The organism is Azospirillaceae bacterium (genome assembly GCA_028283825.1).
Taxonomy (GTDB): Bacteria; Pseudomonadota; Alphaproteobacteria; order Azospirillales; family Azospirillaceae; genus Nitrospirillum.
Genome location: JAPWJW010000001.1, coordinates 367,210 through 386,771, shown reverse-complemented (window position 1 = coordinate 386,771; position 19,562 = coordinate 367,210). Strand labels below are relative to the sequence as shown.

General features: G+C 68.4%; 19 protein-coding genes and 1 tRNA gene. 9 read left to right on the top strand and 11 right to left on the bottom strand.

Translation table 11 applies throughout. The features are described 5' to 3' along the window. Nucleotides 1-312 precede the first annotated feature (312 nt). From PW843_01430 to PW843_01415, 4 genes are all read left to right on the top strand, one after another. Nucleotides 313-1,440 carry a lysylphosphatidylglycerol synthase domain-containing protein gene (locus PW843_01430; protein ID MDE1145266.1) on the top strand — a complete coding sequence of 376 codons (1,128 nt, stop codon included), beginning with the start codon at nt 313-315 and terminating at the stop codon, nt 1,438-1,440. Between the two features lie 146 nt (nt 1,441-1,586). Further along, entirely contained in the window at nt 1,587-1,976 is a 390-nt protein-coding gene (locus PW843_01425) for an NADH:ubiquinone oxidoreductase subunit NDUFA12 (GenBank protein ID MDE1145265.1), read from the top strand. A gap of 243 nt (nt 1,977-2,219) precedes the next feature. Further along, a complete protein-coding gene (mlaD, locus tag PW843_01420; protein ID MDE1145264.1) occupies nt 2,220-2,789 on the top strand; it encodes an outer membrane lipid asymmetry maintenance protein MlaD in 570 nt (189 codons plus the stop codon). Continuing rightward, entirely contained in the window at nt 2,786-3,466 is a 681-nt protein-coding gene (locus PW843_01415) for a DUF2155 domain-containing protein (protein ID MDE1145263.1), read from the top strand. The genes mlaD and PW843_01415 overlap by 4 nt, the downstream gene beginning before the upstream one ends. Here the strand turns inward: PW843_01415 and aat are convergent. The 6 genes from aat to PW843_01385 form a co-directional block, all read right to left on the bottom strand. Then, on the bottom strand, nt 3,370-4,050 hold the full coding sequence (gene aat, locus PW843_01410) for a leucyl/phenylalanyl-tRNA--protein transferase (protein ID MDE1145262.1): 681 nt from the start codon (nt 4,048-4,050) through the stop codon (nt 3,370-3,372). The genes PW843_01415 and aat overlap by 97 nt on opposite strands. Further along, nucleotides 4,050-6,716, bottom strand: a complete 2,667-nt coding sequence (locus PW843_01405; GenBank protein ID MDE1145261.1) for a DUF2339 domain-containing protein — start codon at nt 6,714-6,716, stop codon at nt 4,050-4,052. The genes aat and PW843_01405 overlap by 1 nt, the downstream gene beginning before the upstream one ends. A gap of 171 nt (nt 6,717-6,887) precedes the next feature. Next, entirely contained in the window at nt 6,888-8,237 is a 1,350-nt protein-coding gene (gene accC / locus PW843_01400; protein ID MDE1145260.1) for an acetyl-CoA carboxylase biotin carboxylase subunit, read from the bottom strand. A 19-nt stretch (nt 8,238-8,256) separates the two neighbouring features. Continuing rightward, nucleotides 8,257-8,709: an acetyl-CoA carboxylase biotin carboxyl carrier protein gene (gene accB, locus PW843_01395; GenBank protein MDE1145259.1), complete on the bottom strand. Its 453-nt coding sequence runs from the start codon at nt 8,707-8,709 to the stop codon at nt 8,257-8,259. Between the two features lie 84 nt (nt 8,710-8,793). Next, nucleotides 8,794-9,255, bottom strand: coding sequence for a type II 3-dehydroquinate dehydratase (aroQ, locus tag PW843_01390; protein ID MDE1145258.1), 462 nt, complete (start codon nt 9,253-9,255; stop codon nt 8,794-8,796). Nucleotides 9,256-9,453: 198 nt separating this feature from the next. After that, nucleotides 9,454-10,218, bottom strand: a complete 765-nt coding sequence (locus PW843_01385) for a DsbA family protein (GenBank protein MDE1145257.1) — start codon at nt 10,216-10,218, stop codon at nt 9,454-9,456. Nucleotides 10,219-10,519: 301 nt separating this feature from the next. Here PW843_01385 and PW843_01380 point away from each other — a divergent pair, with 301 nt between their 5' ends. Together PW843_01380 and PW843_01375 are read left to right on the top strand one after the other, a co-directional pair. Further along, on the top strand, nt 10,520-11,539 hold the full coding sequence (locus PW843_01380; protein MDE1145256.1) for a DUF3369 domain-containing protein: 1,020 nt from the start codon (nt 10,520-10,522) through the stop codon (nt 11,537-11,539). 256 nt (nt 11,540-11,795) lie between these two features. Next, nucleotides 11,796-13,418, top strand: a complete 1,623-nt coding sequence (locus PW843_01375) for a cache domain-containing protein (GenBank protein MDE1145255.1) — start codon at nt 11,796-11,798, stop codon at nt 13,416-13,418. Between the two features lie 82 nt (nt 13,419-13,500). Here PW843_01375 and PW843_01370 read toward each other — a convergent pair whose 3' ends face one another. After that, nucleotides 13,501-15,141, bottom strand: a complete 1,641-nt coding sequence (locus PW843_01370) for a M48 family metalloprotease (GenBank protein MDE1145254.1) — start codon at nt 15,139-15,141, stop codon at nt 13,501-13,503. A gap of 52 nt (nt 15,142-15,193) precedes the next feature. Here PW843_01370 and PW843_01365 point away from each other — a divergent pair, with 52 nt between their 5' ends. Then, on the top strand, nt 15,194-16,402 hold the full coding sequence (locus PW843_01365) for an aminotransferase class I/II-fold pyridoxal phosphate-dependent enzyme (protein MDE1145253.1): 1,209 nt from the start codon (nt 15,194-15,196) through the stop codon (nt 16,400-16,402). Nucleotides 16,403-16,509: 107 nt separating this feature from the next. Here PW843_01365 and PW843_01360 read toward each other — a convergent pair whose 3' ends face one another. Next, nucleotides 16,510-16,809, bottom strand: coding sequence for a hypothetical protein (locus PW843_01360; protein MDE1145252.1), 300 nt, complete (start codon nt 16,807-16,809; stop codon nt 16,510-16,512). A 286-nt stretch (nt 16,810-17,095) separates the two neighbouring features. Between PW843_01360 and PW843_01355 the strand changes: the two genes are divergently transcribed. Further along, nucleotides 17,096-17,172, top strand: a tRNA-Pro gene (locus PW843_01355). A 58-nt stretch (nt 17,173-17,230) separates the two neighbouring features. On the opposite strand, the gene PW843_01350 is transcribed toward PW843_01355, so the two are convergent. From PW843_01350 to PW843_01340, 3 genes are all read right to left on the bottom strand, one after another. Next, nucleotides 17,231-17,683, bottom strand: coding sequence for a type II toxin-antitoxin system VapC family toxin (locus tag PW843_01350; protein ID MDE1145251.1), 453 nt, complete (start codon nt 17,681-17,683; stop codon nt 17,231-17,233). After that, nucleotides 17,673-17,918 carry a plasmid stabilization protein gene (locus PW843_01345; GenBank protein ID MDE1145250.1) on the bottom strand — a complete coding sequence of 82 codons (246 nt, stop codon included), beginning with the start codon at nt 17,916-17,918 and terminating at the stop codon, nt 17,673-17,675. Before PW843_01345 ends, PW843_01350 begins: the two co-directional genes overlap by 11 nt. A 147-nt stretch (nt 17,919-18,065) precedes the next feature. After that, on the bottom strand, nt 18,066-19,088 hold the full coding sequence (locus PW843_01340; GenBank protein MDE1145249.1) for a polyprenyl synthetase family protein: 1,023 nt from the start codon (nt 19,086-19,088) through the stop codon (nt 18,066-18,068). A gap of 226 nt (nt 19,089-19,314) precedes the next feature. On the opposite strand from PW843_01340, the gene PW843_01335 reads away from it, so the two are divergent. After that, nucleotides 19,315-19,560: a DUF2007 domain-containing protein gene (locus PW843_01335; GenBank protein ID MDE1145248.1), complete on the top strand. Its 246-nt coding sequence runs from the start codon at nt 19,315-19,317 to the stop codon at nt 19,558-19,560. The last annotated feature ends 2 nt before the right edge of the window (nt 19,561-19,562 follow it).

Genomic DNA, 19,562 nt, shown 5'->3' with positions numbered 1-19,562 from the left:
GCTGTGTGTGGAGAAAGCCTATGCCACCAGGTTTCGTCCATCAACGACATTTTGTGGTGCCAAATGGGCAGGTCCCCATGGGTTGTGGTTGACAGTTGGGATAGCGGGCGATTCCCGGTGTAACGTCCCTGTCACATGCCTATTCGCACGGTGAATAATGGGGGCGCCGTTTCACCTGGCCCCCCACCCCCCATGCCACCGGCCCGAACGGGCGCTTTTGGGTTTCCAACCCCGGTGGAAGATGGCAGGGTGCCCGCCTTGGCACCGGTGTCGGCGCCTGAAACCCTGTCTTTTCGAGAATACCTGTCCCGCATGTCCCCTGAGCGCAGCCCCGACCAGCGCCACCCCCCTTATCATCATTCGGTGGTGATCGATCCGGCGGCGCCCCGTTCGACGACGGGCAAGGATGCCTTGAAGGGCGATGGGAACGATGGCGTGCCTGGCGCTTCCCCAACCGCAAAATCCCGATGGATCAAGCGTGTTACCACCCTGGTGACGGCCCTGGTGCTGTTGGCGCTGGTGGTATTGGCCATCCGCCACGTGGCGCGGGATTTCCGCCCGGCGGAGGTCTGGGCCTATGTCCGGCTGCTGCCTTGGGCGTCGGTGGCCCGGGCCGCGGGCCTGGTGGCGGCGGCCTATCTGGTGATGACGCTTTATGACGTGTCGGCGCTGAAGTACCTGGGCATCAAGCTGCCCTACCGCACCGTGGGTCTGGGCAGCTTCGCCGGCTACGCCATTTCCAACAATGTGGGCTTCGCCGTCATCAGCGGCGGGTCGGTGCGTTATCGCGTCTATTCGGTGGCGGGCCTGTCGGCGGCCGACATCGCCAAGATCGTCGTCTTTTCCACCACCACCTTCACCCTGGGCATCACCTTCACGGGATCGCTGGGCGTGGCCATCGGGCCGGAGGTGGGGGCGGGCCTGCTGAACGTTCCGGCCTGGCTGCTGCAGGGCATCGCCTGCCTGGTGCTGGCGGGGCTGGCCGTCATGACCGTGGCGGCGGCGGTGACACACAAGCCGGTGCGGCTGTGGCGCTGGTCTGTGGCGTTGCCGTCCTCCGGCGTGGTGCTGTCGCAGATCGTCATCGCTTCGATGGAGATCATGCTGTCGGCCGCCGCCCTGTGGACCCTGCTGCCGCCTGAGGCGGGGGTCGGCTTCATGGAATTCACCGCCCTGTTCTGCGCCGGCCTGGCCATCGCCATCGTCAGCCATGTGCCGGGCGGCCTGGGGGTGTTCGAGACCATCCTGCTGCTGGGCCTGCGCGACCATGGCCCCGCCGGCGGGGCCATCGGCGCCCTGCTGGCCTATCGCTTCCTTTATTATGTACTGCCGCTGGTCTGTGCCGGGATCCTGCTGCTGGTATGGGAAATCCGCGCCGACCACGGCCCGGTTGCCGCCTGGCGCCGCTGGCGGGCGCGGCAGGCGGCCAAAGGGAAGTAGGCTGATGCCCGGCTGGTGCGCTGCCTCTGCGTATGGACGCGGGTTTCTTAAACTGCCATAGTCCCGCCGGTCCGTTTTCGGGGGGCCGGCGGCATGCCCATCTGGGCAGGCGCTTGGCCCCATTCACACTTTCCTGGTTTCGGCTCATGACCCAACGCATCTCCATCATGACCCTGCTGTCGCAAGTGCAGATCCGTCTGCTGCTGTGGCGCCGGGGCGAACAGGTGGGTACCGACCGCCTCGGCAACCGCTATTTCCGGGAAAAGAAGGCGCGGCCCGGCATGAAGGTGCGTCGCTGGGTGTTGTTCGCCGGTGAGCCCGAGGCCTCGGCCGTCCCGGCGGAATGGCACGGCTGGCTGCACTATTCCATGGACCAGCCCCTGCCGGACAACAGCGCCTACCACAAGCCGTGGGTGAAGCCGCATGAGGCCAACCACACCGGCACCGTGGAAGCCTACCGCCCGCCGGGTCACACCTACGAAGGCGGCCACCGCGCCGCCGCCACCGGCGATTACGAGCCCTGGACGCCGGCCTAAGGCCGGGATGGGTCGTTCTGTCGCCGTCGCCCGGTGATCCCAAGGCGGGTGATCCGGGCCTCACCGACGACAATTGCGGCCCGCTATCGTAACAGGGCAAGGGGCTGGCGCCCTTGGCGCCGGATTTCCCCACCGACAGACGTCGGCCAAGGCCCCACCGGGGCCTTGTGCCGTTCATAGGGTGTCACTTCCGGGGCTTGTCGCCAATCCGGGGACACCGGTTCAGGGGTTCAGAGGAAGCGAATGCGCAGCAATGTGATCGAGACCGTGCTGGGGGCCGTCGTCCTGGTGGTGGCGGGGTTCTTCCTCTACTTCGCCTACACCACCGGCAATGTTCGCGCCGTGACCGGCTATCCCCTGCAGGCCCGTTTCGCCAGCACCGGCGGCCTGACGGCCGGCAACGACGTGCGCATCAGCGGTGTGAAGGTGGGTTCCGTCACCAAGGCCTATCTCGATCCCAAGACCTATCAGGCGGTGATCGAGATGCAGATCGACAGCCAGGTGAAGCTGCCCACCGACAGCAGCGCCGGCATCGCCTCGGAAAGCCTGCTGGGTGGCCGCTATCTGAATGTGCAGCCCGGTGGTGATGAGGAAATGCTGAAGGCCGGTGAGAGCATCCAATACACCCAGTCGGCGGTGAACCTGGAAGATCTGCTGGGCCGCTTCATCTTCAGCGCCGCGGGCGGCAACAAGGGTGGCGATGCCCAGCAAGGCGGCCAGCCCGCGGCCCAGCAGCCCGCCAATCCCCCGTCCGCCACGCCGGAACAGCCCAAGTCCGACCCGTCCAAGGGCCTGCTGCAGGGCGGCAAATGACCATCCGCGTCCAGGCACTGGGCGTGCTGATGGCGCTGGCCCTGGCCGGTGCCGCCCAGGCCCAGACGGCGCCCCAGGGCGCCCCCACCATTCCCGGCACGCCCCCGGCACCGCCGGCGGCATCGTCCGCCAAGCCGGCCGACGGCGTGCCCGACGAACAGCCGCCCACCAGCCAGCCGGTCGCCGGTCCCGGTGCGGCGGGTCAGCAGTCGGGGGATGCCACGGGTGCCGCTCCGGCCCCGGCGGCCGGTGAGGCATCCCCGGTGACGCCCCTGCCGCCGCTGCCGCCCGAGGCCAGGGCACCGCGCACGTTCGAAGACATGAAGATCGCCGTGCTGGGCGGGCTGGACAAGGTGACCGGCCGCGTCTCCACGGTGGAGGTGCCGGTGGGCCAGAGCGGCCGCTTCGGCCAGCTGACGGTGGCGGCCCGCGCCTGCCGCAAGACCACGCCGATCGAAGAGCCGGAATCGGCCGCCTTCCTGGAGATCACCGAGGCCAAGCCCGACGATCCGGCGGCCCGTGTCTTCACCGGCTGGATGTTCGCGTCCAGCCCGGCCCTGTCGGCCATGGAGGACCCGGTCTACGATGTCTGGGTGGTGGATTGCAGGAACCCGGCCACCAAGGCGCCGTCGTCCAAGCCCGCTTCGGGCAAGCCGGCGTCCGGCACCGCGCAGTGAAACCGCGCCGGTCCCGCCAGCGCGCCGGCCAATAGGGCGTGATAGCGGGCGCGGGGGATCTCCACCGTGCCGAACTGCGACAGGTGGCTGGTGACGAACTGTGTGTCCAGCAGGCGGTAGCCGCCGGCCCGCAGGCGGGCCACCAGATGGACCAGGGCTACCTTGCTGGCGTCGGTCTCACGCGAGAACATGCTTTCCCCGAAGAACGCCCCGCCGATGGATACGCCGTACAGGCCGCCCACCAGGCGCCCGTCCAGCCGGCATTCCACCGAATGGGCGTGGCCCATGCGGTGCAGATCGGCGTAGGCCTCCAGGATCTGGTCGTTGATCCAGGTGTCGGGCCGGCCGGTGGTCGATTCAGCACAGGCCCGCATCACGGCTGGGAAGTCGGTATCGGCGCTGACGGCGAATCGTCCCTGGCGCACGGTGCGCAGCAGGCGGCGCGGCGCGTGAAACCCGTCCAGCGGCAGGATGCCCCGCTCCGGCGGGTCGAACCAGAAGATCTCGTCATCGTCCGCCGCCTCCGCCATGGGGAAGACGCCCATGGCGTAGGCGCGCAGCAGCAGTTCCGCCGTCAGGCGCATCACGCCGCCTCCCCGGATTCGGCATTGCGCGCCGTCCCGAACACCACCCGTTGGTAGACGTAGCCGATGCCCATCAGGCACAGGCCCAGCCCCAGGAAGGACAGGATGCGCAGGAGGCCCGTCAGGTCCGCCATGTCGGACAGGAACACCTTCAGCACCGTGACCAGCAGCACCGCCAGCGAGGCGTAGCGCAGGTCGGCCCGCCGGGTGCGGATGCCCAGCGCCAGCAGGGCCAGGGCATAGGCCAGCCACGCGGCGGAATAGCTGTACCATTCGGTGTCGCCATACCCCCCCGTCTTCCAGACGGACAGATGGTTGCCATGGAAGGCCTGGCGTACCTCCAGCGACAGCAGCACGAAGGCCAGCACCAGGACCAGGATGCCCAGGGCGCGGCGCGCCAGCCCCTGTTCCTGCCGCCAGGCGACAGCGGCGAACAGCAGGGCCGGCAGGCCGTAGACCAGCAGCAGCAGGTTCAGGACCGGCCACGGCCCCACCGTCTGGTCCGACCACAGCGGGTTCAGCACACCCAGTTGCAGGAAAACCACCTGTGCCGCCGCGATGCGCACCAGCACGCGGGCGCCGACGCGCGCCACCAGGCCTGGGGCCGTCCCGGGCCGGCCGGCCAGCGCCAGGGCCGCCACCAGGAACAGCACGGTACGCAGGCTGGTGGGCAGCAGGCCGAACGGGTCTTGGTCCAGGGTGCCGGTCTGCATCACCTGGATTTCCAGGCAGGCGAACAGCAGGGCCAGCACCAGGGCCGTGGCCTGCAGGCCCCACACCGGGCGGTCCATGACCGGCACGCCCGCATTCCGGCGCTGCAGCAGCCAGGCGCCGGCGGTCGTGGCCAGCGCCGGGACGCCATAGCCCCACAGCAGCCAGTTGACGGGCGAGGTGCCGTTCAGTGGATAGTCCAGCAGCCAGGGGTTCAGGGTCAGGCGCACCAGGGCGACCAGCGCCACCGCCAGCGCGCCGCGCCGCAATGCCGTGGCCAGCGGGTTCCCCGCGGCGGCCACGCGATTCTCCAGCAGCGCCAGGGCCGGCACCAGCAGGGACAAGGCCGCCGTCAGCCAGGCGGTGCGCAGCAGGGCCGCCAGCGCCAACGCCGCCAACAGCAGCCCGGCCGCGACGAAGGGGCCGGGAATGCGCCGGTTTTCACGCGAGGCCCAGATGGCCGTCACGGCCGCGCCACCCGCCAGGACCGCCGCCAGCAGGGCCCAGCCGATGTCGGGCAGGACGGACTGGTGGTCGAAGGCCCAGCCGGCCCAGGCCAGCGCCGCCAGGGGCAGGGCCGCCGTCCAGGCCCACAGCGCCGGCTGGCGCACACGGTCCGCCCGGTCCAGGCTATGCAGCCCGGCCGCGGCCAGCATCAGGCCGAAACCGCCGGCCACGGCCAGGCGTCCGGCATAGGAAAGGTCGGCCGCCGAAACGGTGTAACCCTGGATCAAGGCCAGCATGGCGATCAGGCCGGCGGCGGGGGCCAGGGTTTCCAGTCCCTGGACGCGCCGCGCGGTGATTAGCGCCAGCACCGTCAGGACGGCCAGCGCTGCCAGGCCGGTACCGCTGAAATCCGTGGCCGCCAGCAGGACCCAGGCCAGGCCGGCCGGCACCGCGCCCAGGCCCCAGGCGGCCAAGCCATCGGCCAGGGAAACCGGGCGGCCGTCGTGCCGGGGCGCCAGGCCGATGCCAAGGCCAACGGCGGACAGGGCCACCAGGAACAGGGCGATGGGCAGGTCCGGCGCGGCATTCCCCAACGCCGTGATCACCCACAGCGCGGCACCCGCCAGGACGGGCAGGCCCAGCCAGCGGGCCGGCAGGCGCCAGCCCACGGTCAGCGCCGCGGTGTTCAGCACCGCCAGATAACCGAACAGCACCCAGGCCGAGGGCTGGTCGCTGGACACCAGGGCCGGCACGCCCAAGCCGCCGCACAAGCCCAGCAGGGCGATGAAGGCGCCCGCGGGCCGCCCGTCGCTGATGCCATGGCGCAGGGCCAGCAGGAAGGCCGCCCCGGCCAGCGCCGCCAGGCCGACGAAGGCGGTGGCAGCACCGATCAGGCCATGCAAGGCGTGGGCGGCATAGACGCAGGCGAAGGCGATGGCCAGGCCCGCTGCCGTCAGGGCGGCCGGGATGGAGGCGGCACTGAGGGGCGTCTTGTTCGACTCCCGTCCCGCCTTGTGGCGCAGGATATCGCCGGCCACCACCAGGGCCGCGCCGAACAGCACCCCCAGCGTCAGGCGCACCGCCGGGCCCAGCAGGCCCTGGTCCACCGCGTACTTGGCCAGGAAGACGCCGGCCAGTGCCACCGCCAGGGCGCCCAGCCACACCAGCCAGCGGGTGCCCAGCGCCTGTTCCAGCGAGGGGCGGTCTGATGGCTTGGCGGGTTTGGGGGTGGGGGCAACCGTCGGCCGCTGCGCCCAGGCGGGCAGGGGGGCGGCCGGTGGGGCGGCTGGCTGTGGGACCGCCGGGGATGCCGCCTGCGGCGGTGCCGGGGCTTCCACCGGGGGCGGTGCCATGGCCTGTACGGACTTTTCGCCGGCCTCCAGCGCCGCCAGGCGCCGCTGCATGTCGTTCAACGCCAGGGTCAGCTTGAGCACACGGCGCTCGGCGCCTTCGCTGCGCAGCAAGGCCCATAAGGCCACGACAAGGACGACGAAGACGAAAAAGGCCATGCCAGCATCCGGGAATCATTTTTCTTTGACCGGCAGGGTAGTGCATTTCCCCGCCGGCGGGCAGCCGCTATCGCCGCCGCCGGCATCCCCAAAACCCCGAAAAGCAACAGGCCCGGGGCCGACCATGATGGTCGATCCCGGGCCTGTTCGTACCGGATTGCCGTCGGCCTATCAGCCGGCCGGCTGGTTCTTCATCCACTCTTCCAGCCAACGGATGTCGTAGTCACCGTTGATGAAGTCCTGCTGGGCGATGATGCGCTGGTGCAGGGGCAGGGTGGTGTCGATGCCGCCGATGACGAATTCCTCAATGGCGCGGCGCAGGCGCATCAGGCACTCGTTACGGCTGTTCCCGTGCACGATCAGCTTGGCGATCATGCTGTCGTAGTGCGGCGGCACGCGATAGCCGTCGTACAGCGCGCTATCGACGCGCACGCCCAGGCCGCCCGGGGCATGATAGCCGTCGATCTTGCCGGGGCTGGGGGTGAAGGTCAGCGGGTTCTCGGCGTTCACGCGGCATTCGATGGAATGGCCGTTGAACTTGATGTCTTCCTGGCCATAGCCCAGCGGCGCGCCGGTGGCCACCCGGATCTGCTCACGCACCAGATCGACGCCGGTGATCATCTCGCTGATGGTGTGTTCGATCTGCAGACGGGTGTTCATCTCGATGAAGTAGAACTGCCCGTTCTCGTACAGGAACTCCATCGTGCCGACGCCGCGGTAACCGAAGGCCGCCGCCGTCTTGGCCGCCAGGTTGCCGATGAAGGCGCGCTCTTCCGCGTTCAGCGCCGGCGACGGCGCCTCTTCCACCACCTTCTGGTGGCGGCGCTGGATGGAACAGTCGCGCTCGCCGAAATGCACCACGGTGCCATGGTGGTCGCCCAGCAGCTGGATTTCAATGTGGCGCGGCTTGGCCAGGTACTTTTCCATGTAGACCTGGTCGTTGCCAAAGGCGGCGCGCGCCTCGCCCCGGGCCAACTGGTAGGCCTCGCGCAGTTCGCCTTCGTTCCAGGCGACCTTCATGCCCTTGCCGCCGCCGCCGGCCGCCGCCTTGATCAGCACGGGATAGCCGATGCGGGCGGCGTTGGTCTGGGCGATCTCCACCGTCTCGACCGGGCCGTCGGAACCGGGCACCACCGGCAGGCCCAAATCCAGCACCGTGCGCTTGGCCGTGACCTTGTCGCCCATGATGCGGATGTGTTCCGGCGACGGGCCGATCCAGGCGAAGCCGTGCTCCTCCACCATCTGGGCGAACTGGGCGTTCTCCGACATGAAGCCGATGCCGGGGTGGATGGCGTCCGCCCCGGTGATGGCCGCCGCCGACAGGATCGCCGGGATGTTCAGATAGCTTTCCTTGGCCGAGGGCGGGCCGATGCACACGCTCTCATCCGCCAGGCGGACGTGCATGGCGTCGGCGTCGGCGGTGGAATGCACCGCCACGGTTTTAATGCCCATCTCGCGGCAGGCGCGGTGGATGCGAAGTGCGATCTCGCCGCGATTGGCGATCAGGACTTTTTCAAACAGGCCGCCCATGGTCAAACCCTCACTCGATGATCAGCAGGACTTCGCCGTATTCCACAGGCTGGGCGTCGCCGACCTGGATCTGGGTAACCGTGCCGCCCTTGGCGGCCTTGATCGGGTTCATGACTTTCATCGCCTCGATGATCAGCAGGGTCTGGCCGACCTTCACCGTGTCGCCGACCTTGATGAAGGCGTTGGCGCCGGGCTCGGGCGCCAGGTAGGCGGTGCCGACCATGGGCGACTTGACCGCACCCGGGTGCTGGGCCGGCGGCACGGTGGCGACCGGGGCCGCCGCGGGGGCCGCGACCGGTGCGGCGGCGACGGCGGGGGCCGCGATCATGGCGGCGGGGGGCGCCGCGCGGGACAGGCGGATGCGCTTGTCGCCTTCCGCGTATTCGATCTCGGTAAGACCGGTCTCGCCGAGAAGCTCGGCCAGCTTGCGCACGAATTCGTTGTCGAGTTCGAAGGTCGCCATTGTCGTGATCCTGGGTACTGGGCTGCGGTTAGGCCGCCGATGGGTCGATGTCTGGATGGATTAGGCCGGGTTGGGCGCCGGGCGTCATGCCCGTTCCGGTGGGGTGTCGATCAGGCGGGCCGCCGCTTGCAGCGCCAGCAGGTAGCCCTGCGAGCCGAAGCCGCAGATGACGCCCCGCGCCACCGGCGACACATAGGAATGGTGCCGGAACGCCTCGCGCCGGAAAATATTGCTCAAGTGTACCTCGACCACCGGCAGGGCCACGGCGCTGAGCGCGTCGTGGATGGCGATGGATGTATGCGTGTACGCGCCGGCGTTCAGGATGATGGCGTCGTGTTCGCCGCGCGAGTCCTGGATCCAGGTGACCAGTTCGCCCTCATGGTTGGACTGGCGGAAATCGATCTCCAGGCCCAGGCGCGCGGCCGTCTCCTGGCAGGCGTTCTCGATATCCTCCAGCGTCTCCGCGCCATAGATGTGCGGTTCGCGAATCCCCAGCATGTTGAGGTTCGGCCCGTTCAGGATCAGGACGGAGGGCGCGATGGCCAAGGGTGTATCGCCTTTGCGTACGTACGTCTCAAAAACCCGAACGCCCACAGGGGTGCACCCCCCACGGGCGTCCGTCGAAGGCCGCTTTATAACACGGGCGGCGCCGGGGGCAATAATTCCGACACGCGCGACGGGGGCCGTCCTGTCGCGTGACGCAACGGCCCCCCATCCGGCCTGACGTAAGCTGGTGCGGGGATGTCAGCCCTTGGCGCTGCGGGCCTTGGCGAACAGGTCCTTGAAGGCGTCGGCGCCGATGGCGCCCGGCACCACGGTGGCGCCGATGACGAAGCCGGGGGTGCCGTGGATGTTCAGGGCGTCGGCCAGTTCCAGGTTGGCGTCGATTTCCTTCTGCACGGCCGGGCTGTCCATGTCCTTGGCCAGGCGGTCGGTATCGGCGCCGGCATCCTTGGCGATGGCCAGGATGCGGTCACGGTCCAGCTTGCCGGTGGCGGCCATCAGGGCCGCGTGCACGGTGTCGTACTTGCCCTGCATGTTGGCGGCCAACGCCGCCTTGGCGGCGACCACGGACGCCGGGCCCAGGATGGGGAATTCCTTGTAGACGATGCGGACCTTGCCGTCCTTCTTCACGGCGGCGTCCAGCTCCGGCTGGGTGTGCTTGCAGTAGCCGCACTGGTAATCGAAGAACTCGACCATGGTGACATCGCCCTTGACGTTGCCGCCGACGGGCGAGGCCTTGGACGCCACCAGGTCGTCCTTGTGCTTCACCAGCGCCTCGGCCGAGGCCTTGGCCTCTTCCGCGTCCGCCTTGTCCTGCAGGGCCTGTGCCGCCTCGCTGATCACCTCCGGGTGGGCCAGGATGTAGTCGTGGACGATCTGTTCGATCTGCGCCTTGTCGTAGGGGCCCTTCTCGGGTGCGGCCTTGTCGGCGGCGAAGACCGGGCCGGCGGCCAGGGCGGCCAGGGCCACGGTGGCGGTCAGGGCGGAAACGAGGGTGCGCGACATCAAAGGAAACTCCGGTTTGCGGCCTCGCCAGCGACAGGGCGCTTCAGGGCGGGGCCGGCGGCGATTGGCCGGCAGCATGGACCACCGGCGGCGCGGGCGCAATCCTCGGGCCGGCGCACGCCCCTGTGGTGCGGCGTCATGTGCCGCCGCCAGCCTGTGATTTCAAGGGTGATCCCTTGTCGCGTCATGCCATCGTCGCGCTTGTCAGCGCGACGGGGCTGTGCGGTCATGGGGCCCCGGATTCGCCGCCGATGCCATTGGGGGGCATGGGGCCTCCCGGGATGAGGGACGGGTAATTCCCATGACCATGGCCGATGACGACGACGACTTCCTGTTCCAGGACGAGGAAGAGGATGAAGACGCGCACGAGGGCGATGAACTCGTCCCCGGCATGCCGCCATGGCAGGTGCTGATCGTCGACGACGACGCGGAAGTCCACGCCATGACCCGGCTGGTCATGCGCAAGTTCGCCTTCCAGGGCCGCGGCCTGGCCTTCATCTCCGCTTATTCCGCGGCCGAGGCGCTGACCGTGCTGCGCGGCGAGCATGACATCGCCATGATCCTGCTGGATGTGGTGATGGAAAGCGAGGACGCGGGCCTGAAGCTGGTGCCGCGCATCCGCGACGAACTGGGCAACCGCGCGGTGCGCATCATCCTGCGCACCGGACAACCGGGCCAGGCGCCGGAGGACGATGTCATCGCCGGCTATGACGTCAACGACTACAAGGCCAAGACGGAACTGACGGCGCGCAAGCTGATCACCGCCACCATCACGGCGCTCAGGGCCTATCACCACATCCGCACGCTGGAACGGTCCTGCCAGGGGCTGGAGCGGGTGGCGGGGCTGGGCCTGTTCCAGGTGGCGCTGTCCGGCCCGTCGGCCGCCGCCGGCGCCGCCCTGGACCAGATCGCGGAGGTGCTGGAGCAGCCGGCCGAGGGCCTGTTCTGCGTCATCCATGGTACGGACCGCCTGGCGGCCCGCATCCTGGCGGGGCGCGGGCGCTATCAGGACGCCGCCGGCCACCCGCTGGCCACGGTGGCGGACGCGGGGGCCCTGGCCACCCTGCTGCGCCGGCCAGGCGAGTTGCGGCATGAGTTCACGGATGGCGCCATGACCCTGGTCTGGCCGTTGACCGCGCCCGCCCAACGCCCGCTGCCGATGGCGGGACTGGATGACGGTGGGGCGACCGCCATCCTGCACCTGCATCTGGTGCGGCCGCTGGATGAGATCGGCCGCCGGCTGGCCCTGCTGATGATGATGCGCATCGCCGATGCGCTGGTGACCGCCTGGGCGCTGGAGCAGGCGCGCGAACCCGGCTGATCCGCCCGAAGGGGGGCGGTGGATTCGGCCACACGATGTGGTGCCCCAACCAGCAGGCGTGGATATTGCTTAACGGGGTAGCGCAGATGACTGCGGCGGCTATTTATTGCTGGTCGCGGTAACATTATGACCCTTGTCTTGCAATTTGTCCGTGCTACATGTCCGATGGGTTGGCAGATGGTCTAAGGGTCTGAGAATGCGCAATTTTTCTTTAATTTTTCGCATTGCCATCATCATGGCCATCATGGTCGTGTCGATGCTCGCGATCTCCGGCGCCCAAGTGTGGAGCCTGCGGCAATCCATCTATGCGGAGCGTGAGCAGAAACTGCACGACATGGTCGGCAGCGTGGTGAAGCTGATCAAGGCGTATGACGACGAGGTCAAGGCCGGCAAGGTGCCGCTGGACCAGGCGCAGCAGGAGGTGAAGAAAGCCATCCGGGGCATGCGCTGGGGCGAGGGCGACTATTACGGCGTCTATCAGTTCGACGGTCTCACCCTGGTGCACGCCAATCCGAAGAACGAAGGCGTGAACCGCATGGGGTTCAAGGATCCCCAGGGCACGCCCGTGGTGGCGAACATCATCGCCGCTGCCCAGAAGGGCGGGGACCTGACCACCTACATGGTGCCGCGCGGTACCGCCGGTGCCGAGATCCCGGCGCTCAAGCTGGCTTACGCCGCCCCCTACGATCCCTGGAAATGGGCGGTGATGGCCGGTGTCTACATCGACGACATCAACGCCGTGCTGTGGCGCCAGGCCCTGTGGACCGGCGGGTCGGCGCTGCTGGTCCTGCTGGTGGCGGGCGCCTTCACCGTGATGATCGCGCGCAGCATCACCCGGCCGTTGGGTGATCTGTGCGGCACCATGGACCGGCTGGTGGCCGACGACCTGTCCGTCGCCATCCAGTATACCCGTGATCGCAGCGAGATCGGGCGCATCGCCCGGGCGCTGGCCCAGTTCCGCGAGCATATGCAGGCGGCTGCATCCTTGCGGGCGGAGCAGGAGCGGTCGAAGACCGAGGCGGCGGCCCGCCAGCGCCAGGCGCTGACCAGCGTGGCCGACACCTTCCAGTCCAGCGTGGGCGGGGTGGTGGTGACCGTCACCACCGCTTCCACCGATCTGGAGAGGCTGGCGGGGACCTTGGCCACGGCGGCGGACCAGGCGCTGACCCAGGCCCATGCGGCCTCCAGCGCGGCGGAGGAGGCCTCCACCAACGTCAACACCGTGGCGGCGGCCAGTGAGGAACTGTCAGCCTCCATCAGCGAGATCAGCAGCCAGGTCGTCCGGTCCGCCAAGATCGCGGGTGAAGCGCTGACCGTGGTGCGCGAGACGGATGAGGTGGTGGAGGGGCTGGATGGCGATGCCCGCCGCATCGGGGAGGTGCTGACCCTGATCCAGACCATCGCGGCGCAGACCAACCTGCTGGCCCTGAACGCCACCATCGAGGCGGCGCGGGCGGGCGATGCCGGCAAGGGTTTCGCCGTGGTGGCCAACGAGGTCAAGGGCCTGGCCAACCAGACCGCCAAGGCGACGGAGGAGATCGCGGCCCAGATCACCACCATCCAGAGCCGCAGCAGCCAGACGGTGACGGCTATCCGCCGCATCGGCACCACCATCGCCGATGTGAACGAACTGACGGTCACCATCGCTTCGGCGGTGGAGGAACAGAGTGCCGCCACGCAGGAGATCGCCCGCAACGTCCAGCAGGCGGCACAGGGCATTGGTGAGGTGGCGGGCAGCCTGGGCGACCTGACCGGCGCGTCGCGTGCCGTGGGTGACGCCGCCCAGGGCGTCACCGGCCTGGCGGAACGGCTGTCCAGCCAGTCCGCCGTGCTGGACCGCGAGGCCTCGGGCTTCCTGCGCACGGTGCGGGCGGGCTGAGAACCGGCACCCACATCGCCTGAAAAACAGACGGCCGGATGGGGACATCCGGCCGTTTTTGTATTCGCGTGAGGAGGGGACGTTATCGTCCGCCGGGACGGCCACCGCCCCCCATGCCGCCGGGTGCGCCGCCCATGGTGGGTGCGCCCATCCCCGCACCGCCGGCCCCCATGCCGTCGAGCGTGCCGCCGGGCATGGTGGCGACGGACGGGAAGCTGGGACCGCTGGCGGAAACGCCGCCGCTGTACAGCAGGTCGTCCGGCATGCGGCCGGTGGAGATGATGGGCGTGTCGGACGGGGTCTGGCCGCCGGCGGCCAGGCCGCTGGGGGCCAGCTGCGGGCGCATATTGGTGGGCAGGCGGCTTTCCACCAGCACGCGGATATCCTGCGCCCGCACCCAATCGGGGGAACCGGCCGGCAGCATCTGTTCCGCCCGGTCGGCGTGATAGCGGGCGGCGCGGATGTCGCCGCGGGCCAGCGCCTCTTCCGCGCGGGCGTAGGCCAGCTGCGGCGCCATGTCGGCGCGGGCATAGGCGGAGGCCAGCAGCAGCCAGGTCAGTTCCACCAGCGGCTCGTCGCGGGCGGAGGCGCGCAGCACGTCGATCGCCTCATGCACCAGCTTGTCGTCGCCGGCCTCCAGCAGGGCGTGGCCCAGGGCCATGCGCAGCTGGGCGCTGTCCGGCGCGTACTTCACGGCGTTGCGATAGGGCTCCACCGCCTCTTTGGCGCGGCCGTTCTCAAACAGGATCTGGCCCTTAAGCTCATAGAAATAAGGGTTCTTGGGTTCCTGGTCGATCAGGCCGTCGACGAGCTTCAGGCCCTTGTTGATGTCCCCCACCTGGTAATAGGCGATGGAGCGGGCGTAGCGGGCCGGCACGCTGGTGTCGCTTTCCGGATACCGGCGCAGCGCCTGGTCGGGGTGGATGAAACCGAAGAGCTTGGCCCGCATGCGCTGGTGCATGTCGTAAAAGGCCGAGGGCATGCGGGCGTTGGAGAATTTTGAGACGTGATCGACGAAATTCTCGATGTATTCGATGCGGTTCTTGGTCAGCGGGTGGCTCATCAGGAACTCCACCTGCTTGGTCTGCGGCAGGCCGGCATCCATCTGATGCAGCTTTTCCATGATCTCCAGCATGCCGCGCGAGGAATAGCCGTTGGCCTCCATGTAGGACATGCCGGCCTCGTCGGCGGAGGCCTCCTGTGCGCGGCTGAAGGCATAGAAGGACCGGGCGCCCAGTTCCTGCGCGCCGGCGATGCCGCCCATGGCCGCCCCGCCGCCATCGCCCCGGCGCGTGCCGCCGATGGCGGCCGCCACGCTCAGCAGCGTGGCCAGGGTGGACAGGATGATCGCGTTCTCCATGGCGTCGCGCGACCGCACCATGTGGCCGCCCGCCATATGGCCGGTTTCGTGGGCCAGGACGCCGATCAGCTGCTCCGGCGTGTCGGCCGTCATGATCAGGCCGGTGTTGACGAACATGTTCTGGCCGCCCGCCACGAAGGCGTTCAGTTCGTCGTCGTTGACCAGCACCAGGGTGACCGCGTCGGGCACCAAGCCGGCCGCGCGGAAGATGGGGCTGGCGAAGACGCGCAGCGTGTGTTCGATTTCCGCGTCGCGCACGAAGCTGATGCCGCGATCCTGCGCCACGGCCGACTCCATCGCCAGCACCAGGGACAATGTGCTGGCCAGGATCAGGCGGGCAAGGCGGCGCGGGCGCAAGAACATAGTCAATTCCATCGGCGGTGCCGTTGATACCCGATCAGGCGAGCAGCAAGGCATGACCCCTACCTACTCCAAGGACGAATTTCCACGCGCGGCATCAAGGCCGGCTGTCGCTATACGCACCAGCACCATTTCTCCCTTCATGGTGATGGAGGTGTTGCGGGCCGCCAATGCCCGGCAGGCCGCCGGTGGCGACGTCCTGCACCTGGAAATAGGCCAGCCGTCCACCCCGGCACCGATGGGGGTGATCGCGGCGGCCACCCACGCCCTGACCGCCGATCGCCTAGCCTACACCGATGCCTTGGGCCTGCCAGCCTTGAGAGAGGGCATAGCACGTTGGTACCGGGACCGCCATGGGGTGGTGATCGACCCACAACGGGTGGTGGTCACCACCGGTTCCTCCGGCGCCTTCCTTTTGGCCTTCCTGGCGGCCTTCGACGCGGGCGACCGCGTGGCCCTGGCGGCGCCGGGATACCCAGCCTATCGTAATATATTGAAGACGGCGGGCCTGGTGCCGGTGGAACTGCCCGTCGGGCATGACACCCGCTTCCAGCCCACGCCGGCCCTGCTGGACGGACTGCTGGCCCAGGGGCCCCTCAAGGGCCTGATCGTGGCCAGCCCCTCCAACCCCACCGGCACCATGCTGGATCCGGTGGCCATGGCCGGTCTGGGCGCCTGGTGCCGGCGCCACGGTGTCTGGCTGATCTCCGACGAAATCTACCATGGCATCGAATACGGTACGGTGGCGGCGGCCACGGCGCTGGCGGTGGAGGACGGCGAGGGGGCCATCACCGTCAACAGCTTCTCCAAGTATTTCTCCATGACCGGCTGGCGCCTGGGCTGGGCCATCGTGCCGGAACGGCTGGTGCGGCCGGTGGAACGCCTGGCGCAGAACCTCTACATCTCCCCGCCCACTTTGTCGCAGCACGCCGCCGTGGCCGCCTTCGATTGCGTGGAGGAACTGGAAGGCCATGTCGCCCGCTATCGCCGCAACCGCGACATCCTGCTGGAACTGCTGCCCGGCGCCGGTTTCGGCCGCCTGGCGCCCGCCGACGGCGCCTTTTTCCTCTATGCCGACATTTCCGACCGCACGGACGATGCCCAGGCCTTCTGCACCCGCCTGTTGAACGAGACGGGCGTGGCGCTGACGCCGGGGGTGGATTTCGACCCTGTGCGCGGCCATCACACCGTGCGCATCAGCTTCGCCGGCGCCGAATCGGAAATGGTGGAGGCTGCCCGCCGCCTATGCGCCTGGCGGGGATAACCAAAGGGCCGGCGGAACTGTCCACCGGCCCTTCCTGCTTCAACCTCTCCACAACTTCGCTCCGGGCACCGGTCGTTTGTCGCCGGCCCCTCGGATATTCAGGAACCTCAGTTCAGCACCACCAGCCGGTGCGGCGTGTGATAGCCGTGGGTCCCCCGAGCCTTGTTGGGGGTACCCTCGACGGCGCAGGGGGCGAGCGTGCCCGCCTTCATCGTACCGCTGGCCGGGATGACCTTTAGCTTGCCCGAGGGCGAGGCGGCCAGCGTGGCGGTGGGGGTGACCGCCGTGGCCTGGGTCTGCGCCACGACCTGCACGTCGGGGCGGGGGGCGGCGAACAGGATGGCGGGGGCGACCACGAAGGGCAGACCCAGGAACAGGCCGGTGAGCAGGGTGCGGGTGGTCGGCATGATTCCGTCTCCTCTGATGTTCGACGCCCCGGTCTTAAGCCGAAGGGCTGATGTGCTTGTGTCTTGATTACGAAACTCGGGGCCAACCGTGGCGGAACCATGGCGAGAGTCGGCACATCATGGGGCAGCCGCAGACTCTCCGGGACCTGTGGCGGATGGGCAACACCCCAGGCCAAGCGCCCCTCCATGGCGTGCGGGTTACCTATGCGGCTTCGATCTGTCATTGGATGAAAGAGAAGGCTTGCAGCCCGCGCCGGATGCCGATATATACCCGCCCACCCCGAGACGGAGAGTAGCTCAGCCTGGTAGAGCACTGCTTTCGGGAGGCAGGGGCCGGAGGTTCGAATCCTCTCTCTCCGACCATCTCAGGGACGCAAAAGCGGCCGGCTTCACCAGAAGCCGGCCGTTTCGCTTTCCGGGCTCAGGCGAAGTCCAGGTCGCTCAGCAGAACCACGTGCCTGGCCAGATACGGCTTGGATGCCGTGATGTTTTGGAAGCGCTTGTCGGCGGTGATGACCGTCGCCCCCTCCGCCATGGCCAATGCCAGATAGACGCAGTCGTAAATGGGATGGCTGAGTTCCTTGGCCAGGGACAGCGCGGCTACCGCGGCGTCAGCGTCCAGGGGCTGGGTTATCAGGGGTGCGCCGGAGAGATCCTGCAACGCGTCCGTGGCGGCGGCTGATTCCAATTCGCCTCGTTTCGCCTTGATGGCGAGGGCGTTGCCCGCTTCGGCCCAGAAGAGGGCGCTGGTTACCAGTTGGCGGCCCGTACGCAGCAACTGAATGGCCTTCCCGCTGTCGTTCTCGGCCACCACCCACTTCAACCCCACGCTGGCATCGACGACCAGGCGTACGGCCAACTGCTCAACGCGCATCGCGGCCTTCGCGGATCAGATCGGCGCTATCCGTCTGTGCCTGTCCCTGGGTGCGGGCCTGTGCCCGCAGCGACAGGCCCTCCGCCCAGTTCGAGATGGATGAGGCGGGAAGACAGGCCGCCGCCAGAATTTCCCGGGCCTCGGCTTCCACGCTGCGGCCCGCGTGCGCCGCGCGCAGGCGCAGGGCGTCCTGGACCTCCTCCGGCAATTTCCGGATTGTCAGAACCGATGCCATGGCGAATCTCCCCACGCCGTATGCATGCATTGAATGCATTCTAAGGTGGGGTGATGTGCAAGTCCCGTCAAGCGCCGGGATGGCTTCAAAAGAAAAGGCGCGCCGGCCGAGGGCGCGCCTTCTTCCCGCTTCGTGGGTGAAGCCGCCTCAAAAATCCCGGTCGACCACGAAGTCGATGACGTCCAGCAGGGCGCGCTTGATGGGGCTGGCGGGGAATAGGCCCAGGGCGTCGCGGGCGACGGCGCCGTAATGGCGGGCGCGTTCCACGCTGTCGCGCAGGGTATTATGGCGCTGCATCAGTTCCAGCGCGTGTTCCAGGTCGCCGTCCCGCTGGTCGATGTCCTCCAGCGTGCGGCGCCAGAAGGTGCGTTCCTCGTCATCGCCGCGGCGGAAGGCCAGCACGACCGGCAGGGTGATCTTGCCCTCGCGGAAATCGTCGCCGATGGTTTTCCCTAAGCGCGCCTGCACGGCGGAATAATCCAGCACATCGTCCACCAGCTGGAAGGCGATCCCTAAATTCAGGCCATAGCTGCGCAGCGCCTCTTCCTCCGCCGAGGGGCGGGCGGCCACCACCGCGCCGATGCGGCAGGCGGCGGCGAACAGTTCCGCCGTCTTGGCGCGGATCACCTCCAGATAGGCTTCCTCGCTGGTGGTGGTGTCGTTGGCGGTGATCAGCTGCAGCACTTCGCCTTCGGAAATGACGGCGGAGGCGTTGGACAGGATGCGCAGCACGTCCAGCGACCCATCCTCGACCATCACCTGGAAGGCACGGGAGAACAGGAAATCGCCCACCAGCACCGACGCCTTGTTGCCGAAGACGGCGTTGGCGGAAGGCTGGCCGCGGCGCAGGTCGCTCTCATCCACCACGTCGTCGTGCAGCAGGGTGGCGGTGTGGATGAACTCCACGCACGCCGCCAGCGCATGGTGGCGGTCGCCCGGGTAGCCGCACAGGCGGGCGGCGGCCAGGGTCAGCACCGGGCGCAGGCGCTTGCCGCCGCTGGCCACGATGTAGCCCGCCAGCTGGGGGATCATCTCCACATCCGAATGCATGCGCCGGACGATGATGTCGTTCACCGCCGCCAGATCGGTCGCCACCAGCTCAACCAGCGCTTCCAGGGCATCGGTGCCGGCCTTGCGGCGCTTGGTATCGAGGGGGGTGACGACGGCCACGAAAGGAACTCCTGCCAGTAGGGGCCAACGGCCTATGCCTGTTGACGGCCCTGGATAGGGCAGTGAGCATACCGGCGCAACCCCTGTGGTCAAGCCGACAGACCGCAATGCCGCCTCCGCGTTCGGTGCGTGACGCGCACCACTGCCCCGGAACCGCCGCCGATGGCATATTGTTCAGCTGTCATGCCGGCCAGCCGGTGGAAAACCGCCTTATAAGGAACACCGCATGCAACCTGTCCTGCGCAGCAACGATCTGGTGGAACTGTCCTGGGCGCGGTCGGTGCTGGCCGACGCCGGCATCGAGTCCGTGCTGCTGGATGATTTCACCGCGTCGATGGAAGGCAGCATCGCCGCCATTCCCCGCCGGCTGATGGTGGCGGACCCGGTGGTGGCGCAGGCGAAGGGCCTGTTGGACGCCGCCCGCGCCGACCTTGAGGTGCCGCGGGACGCCCACCTGGAAACCGGTCCGTGACG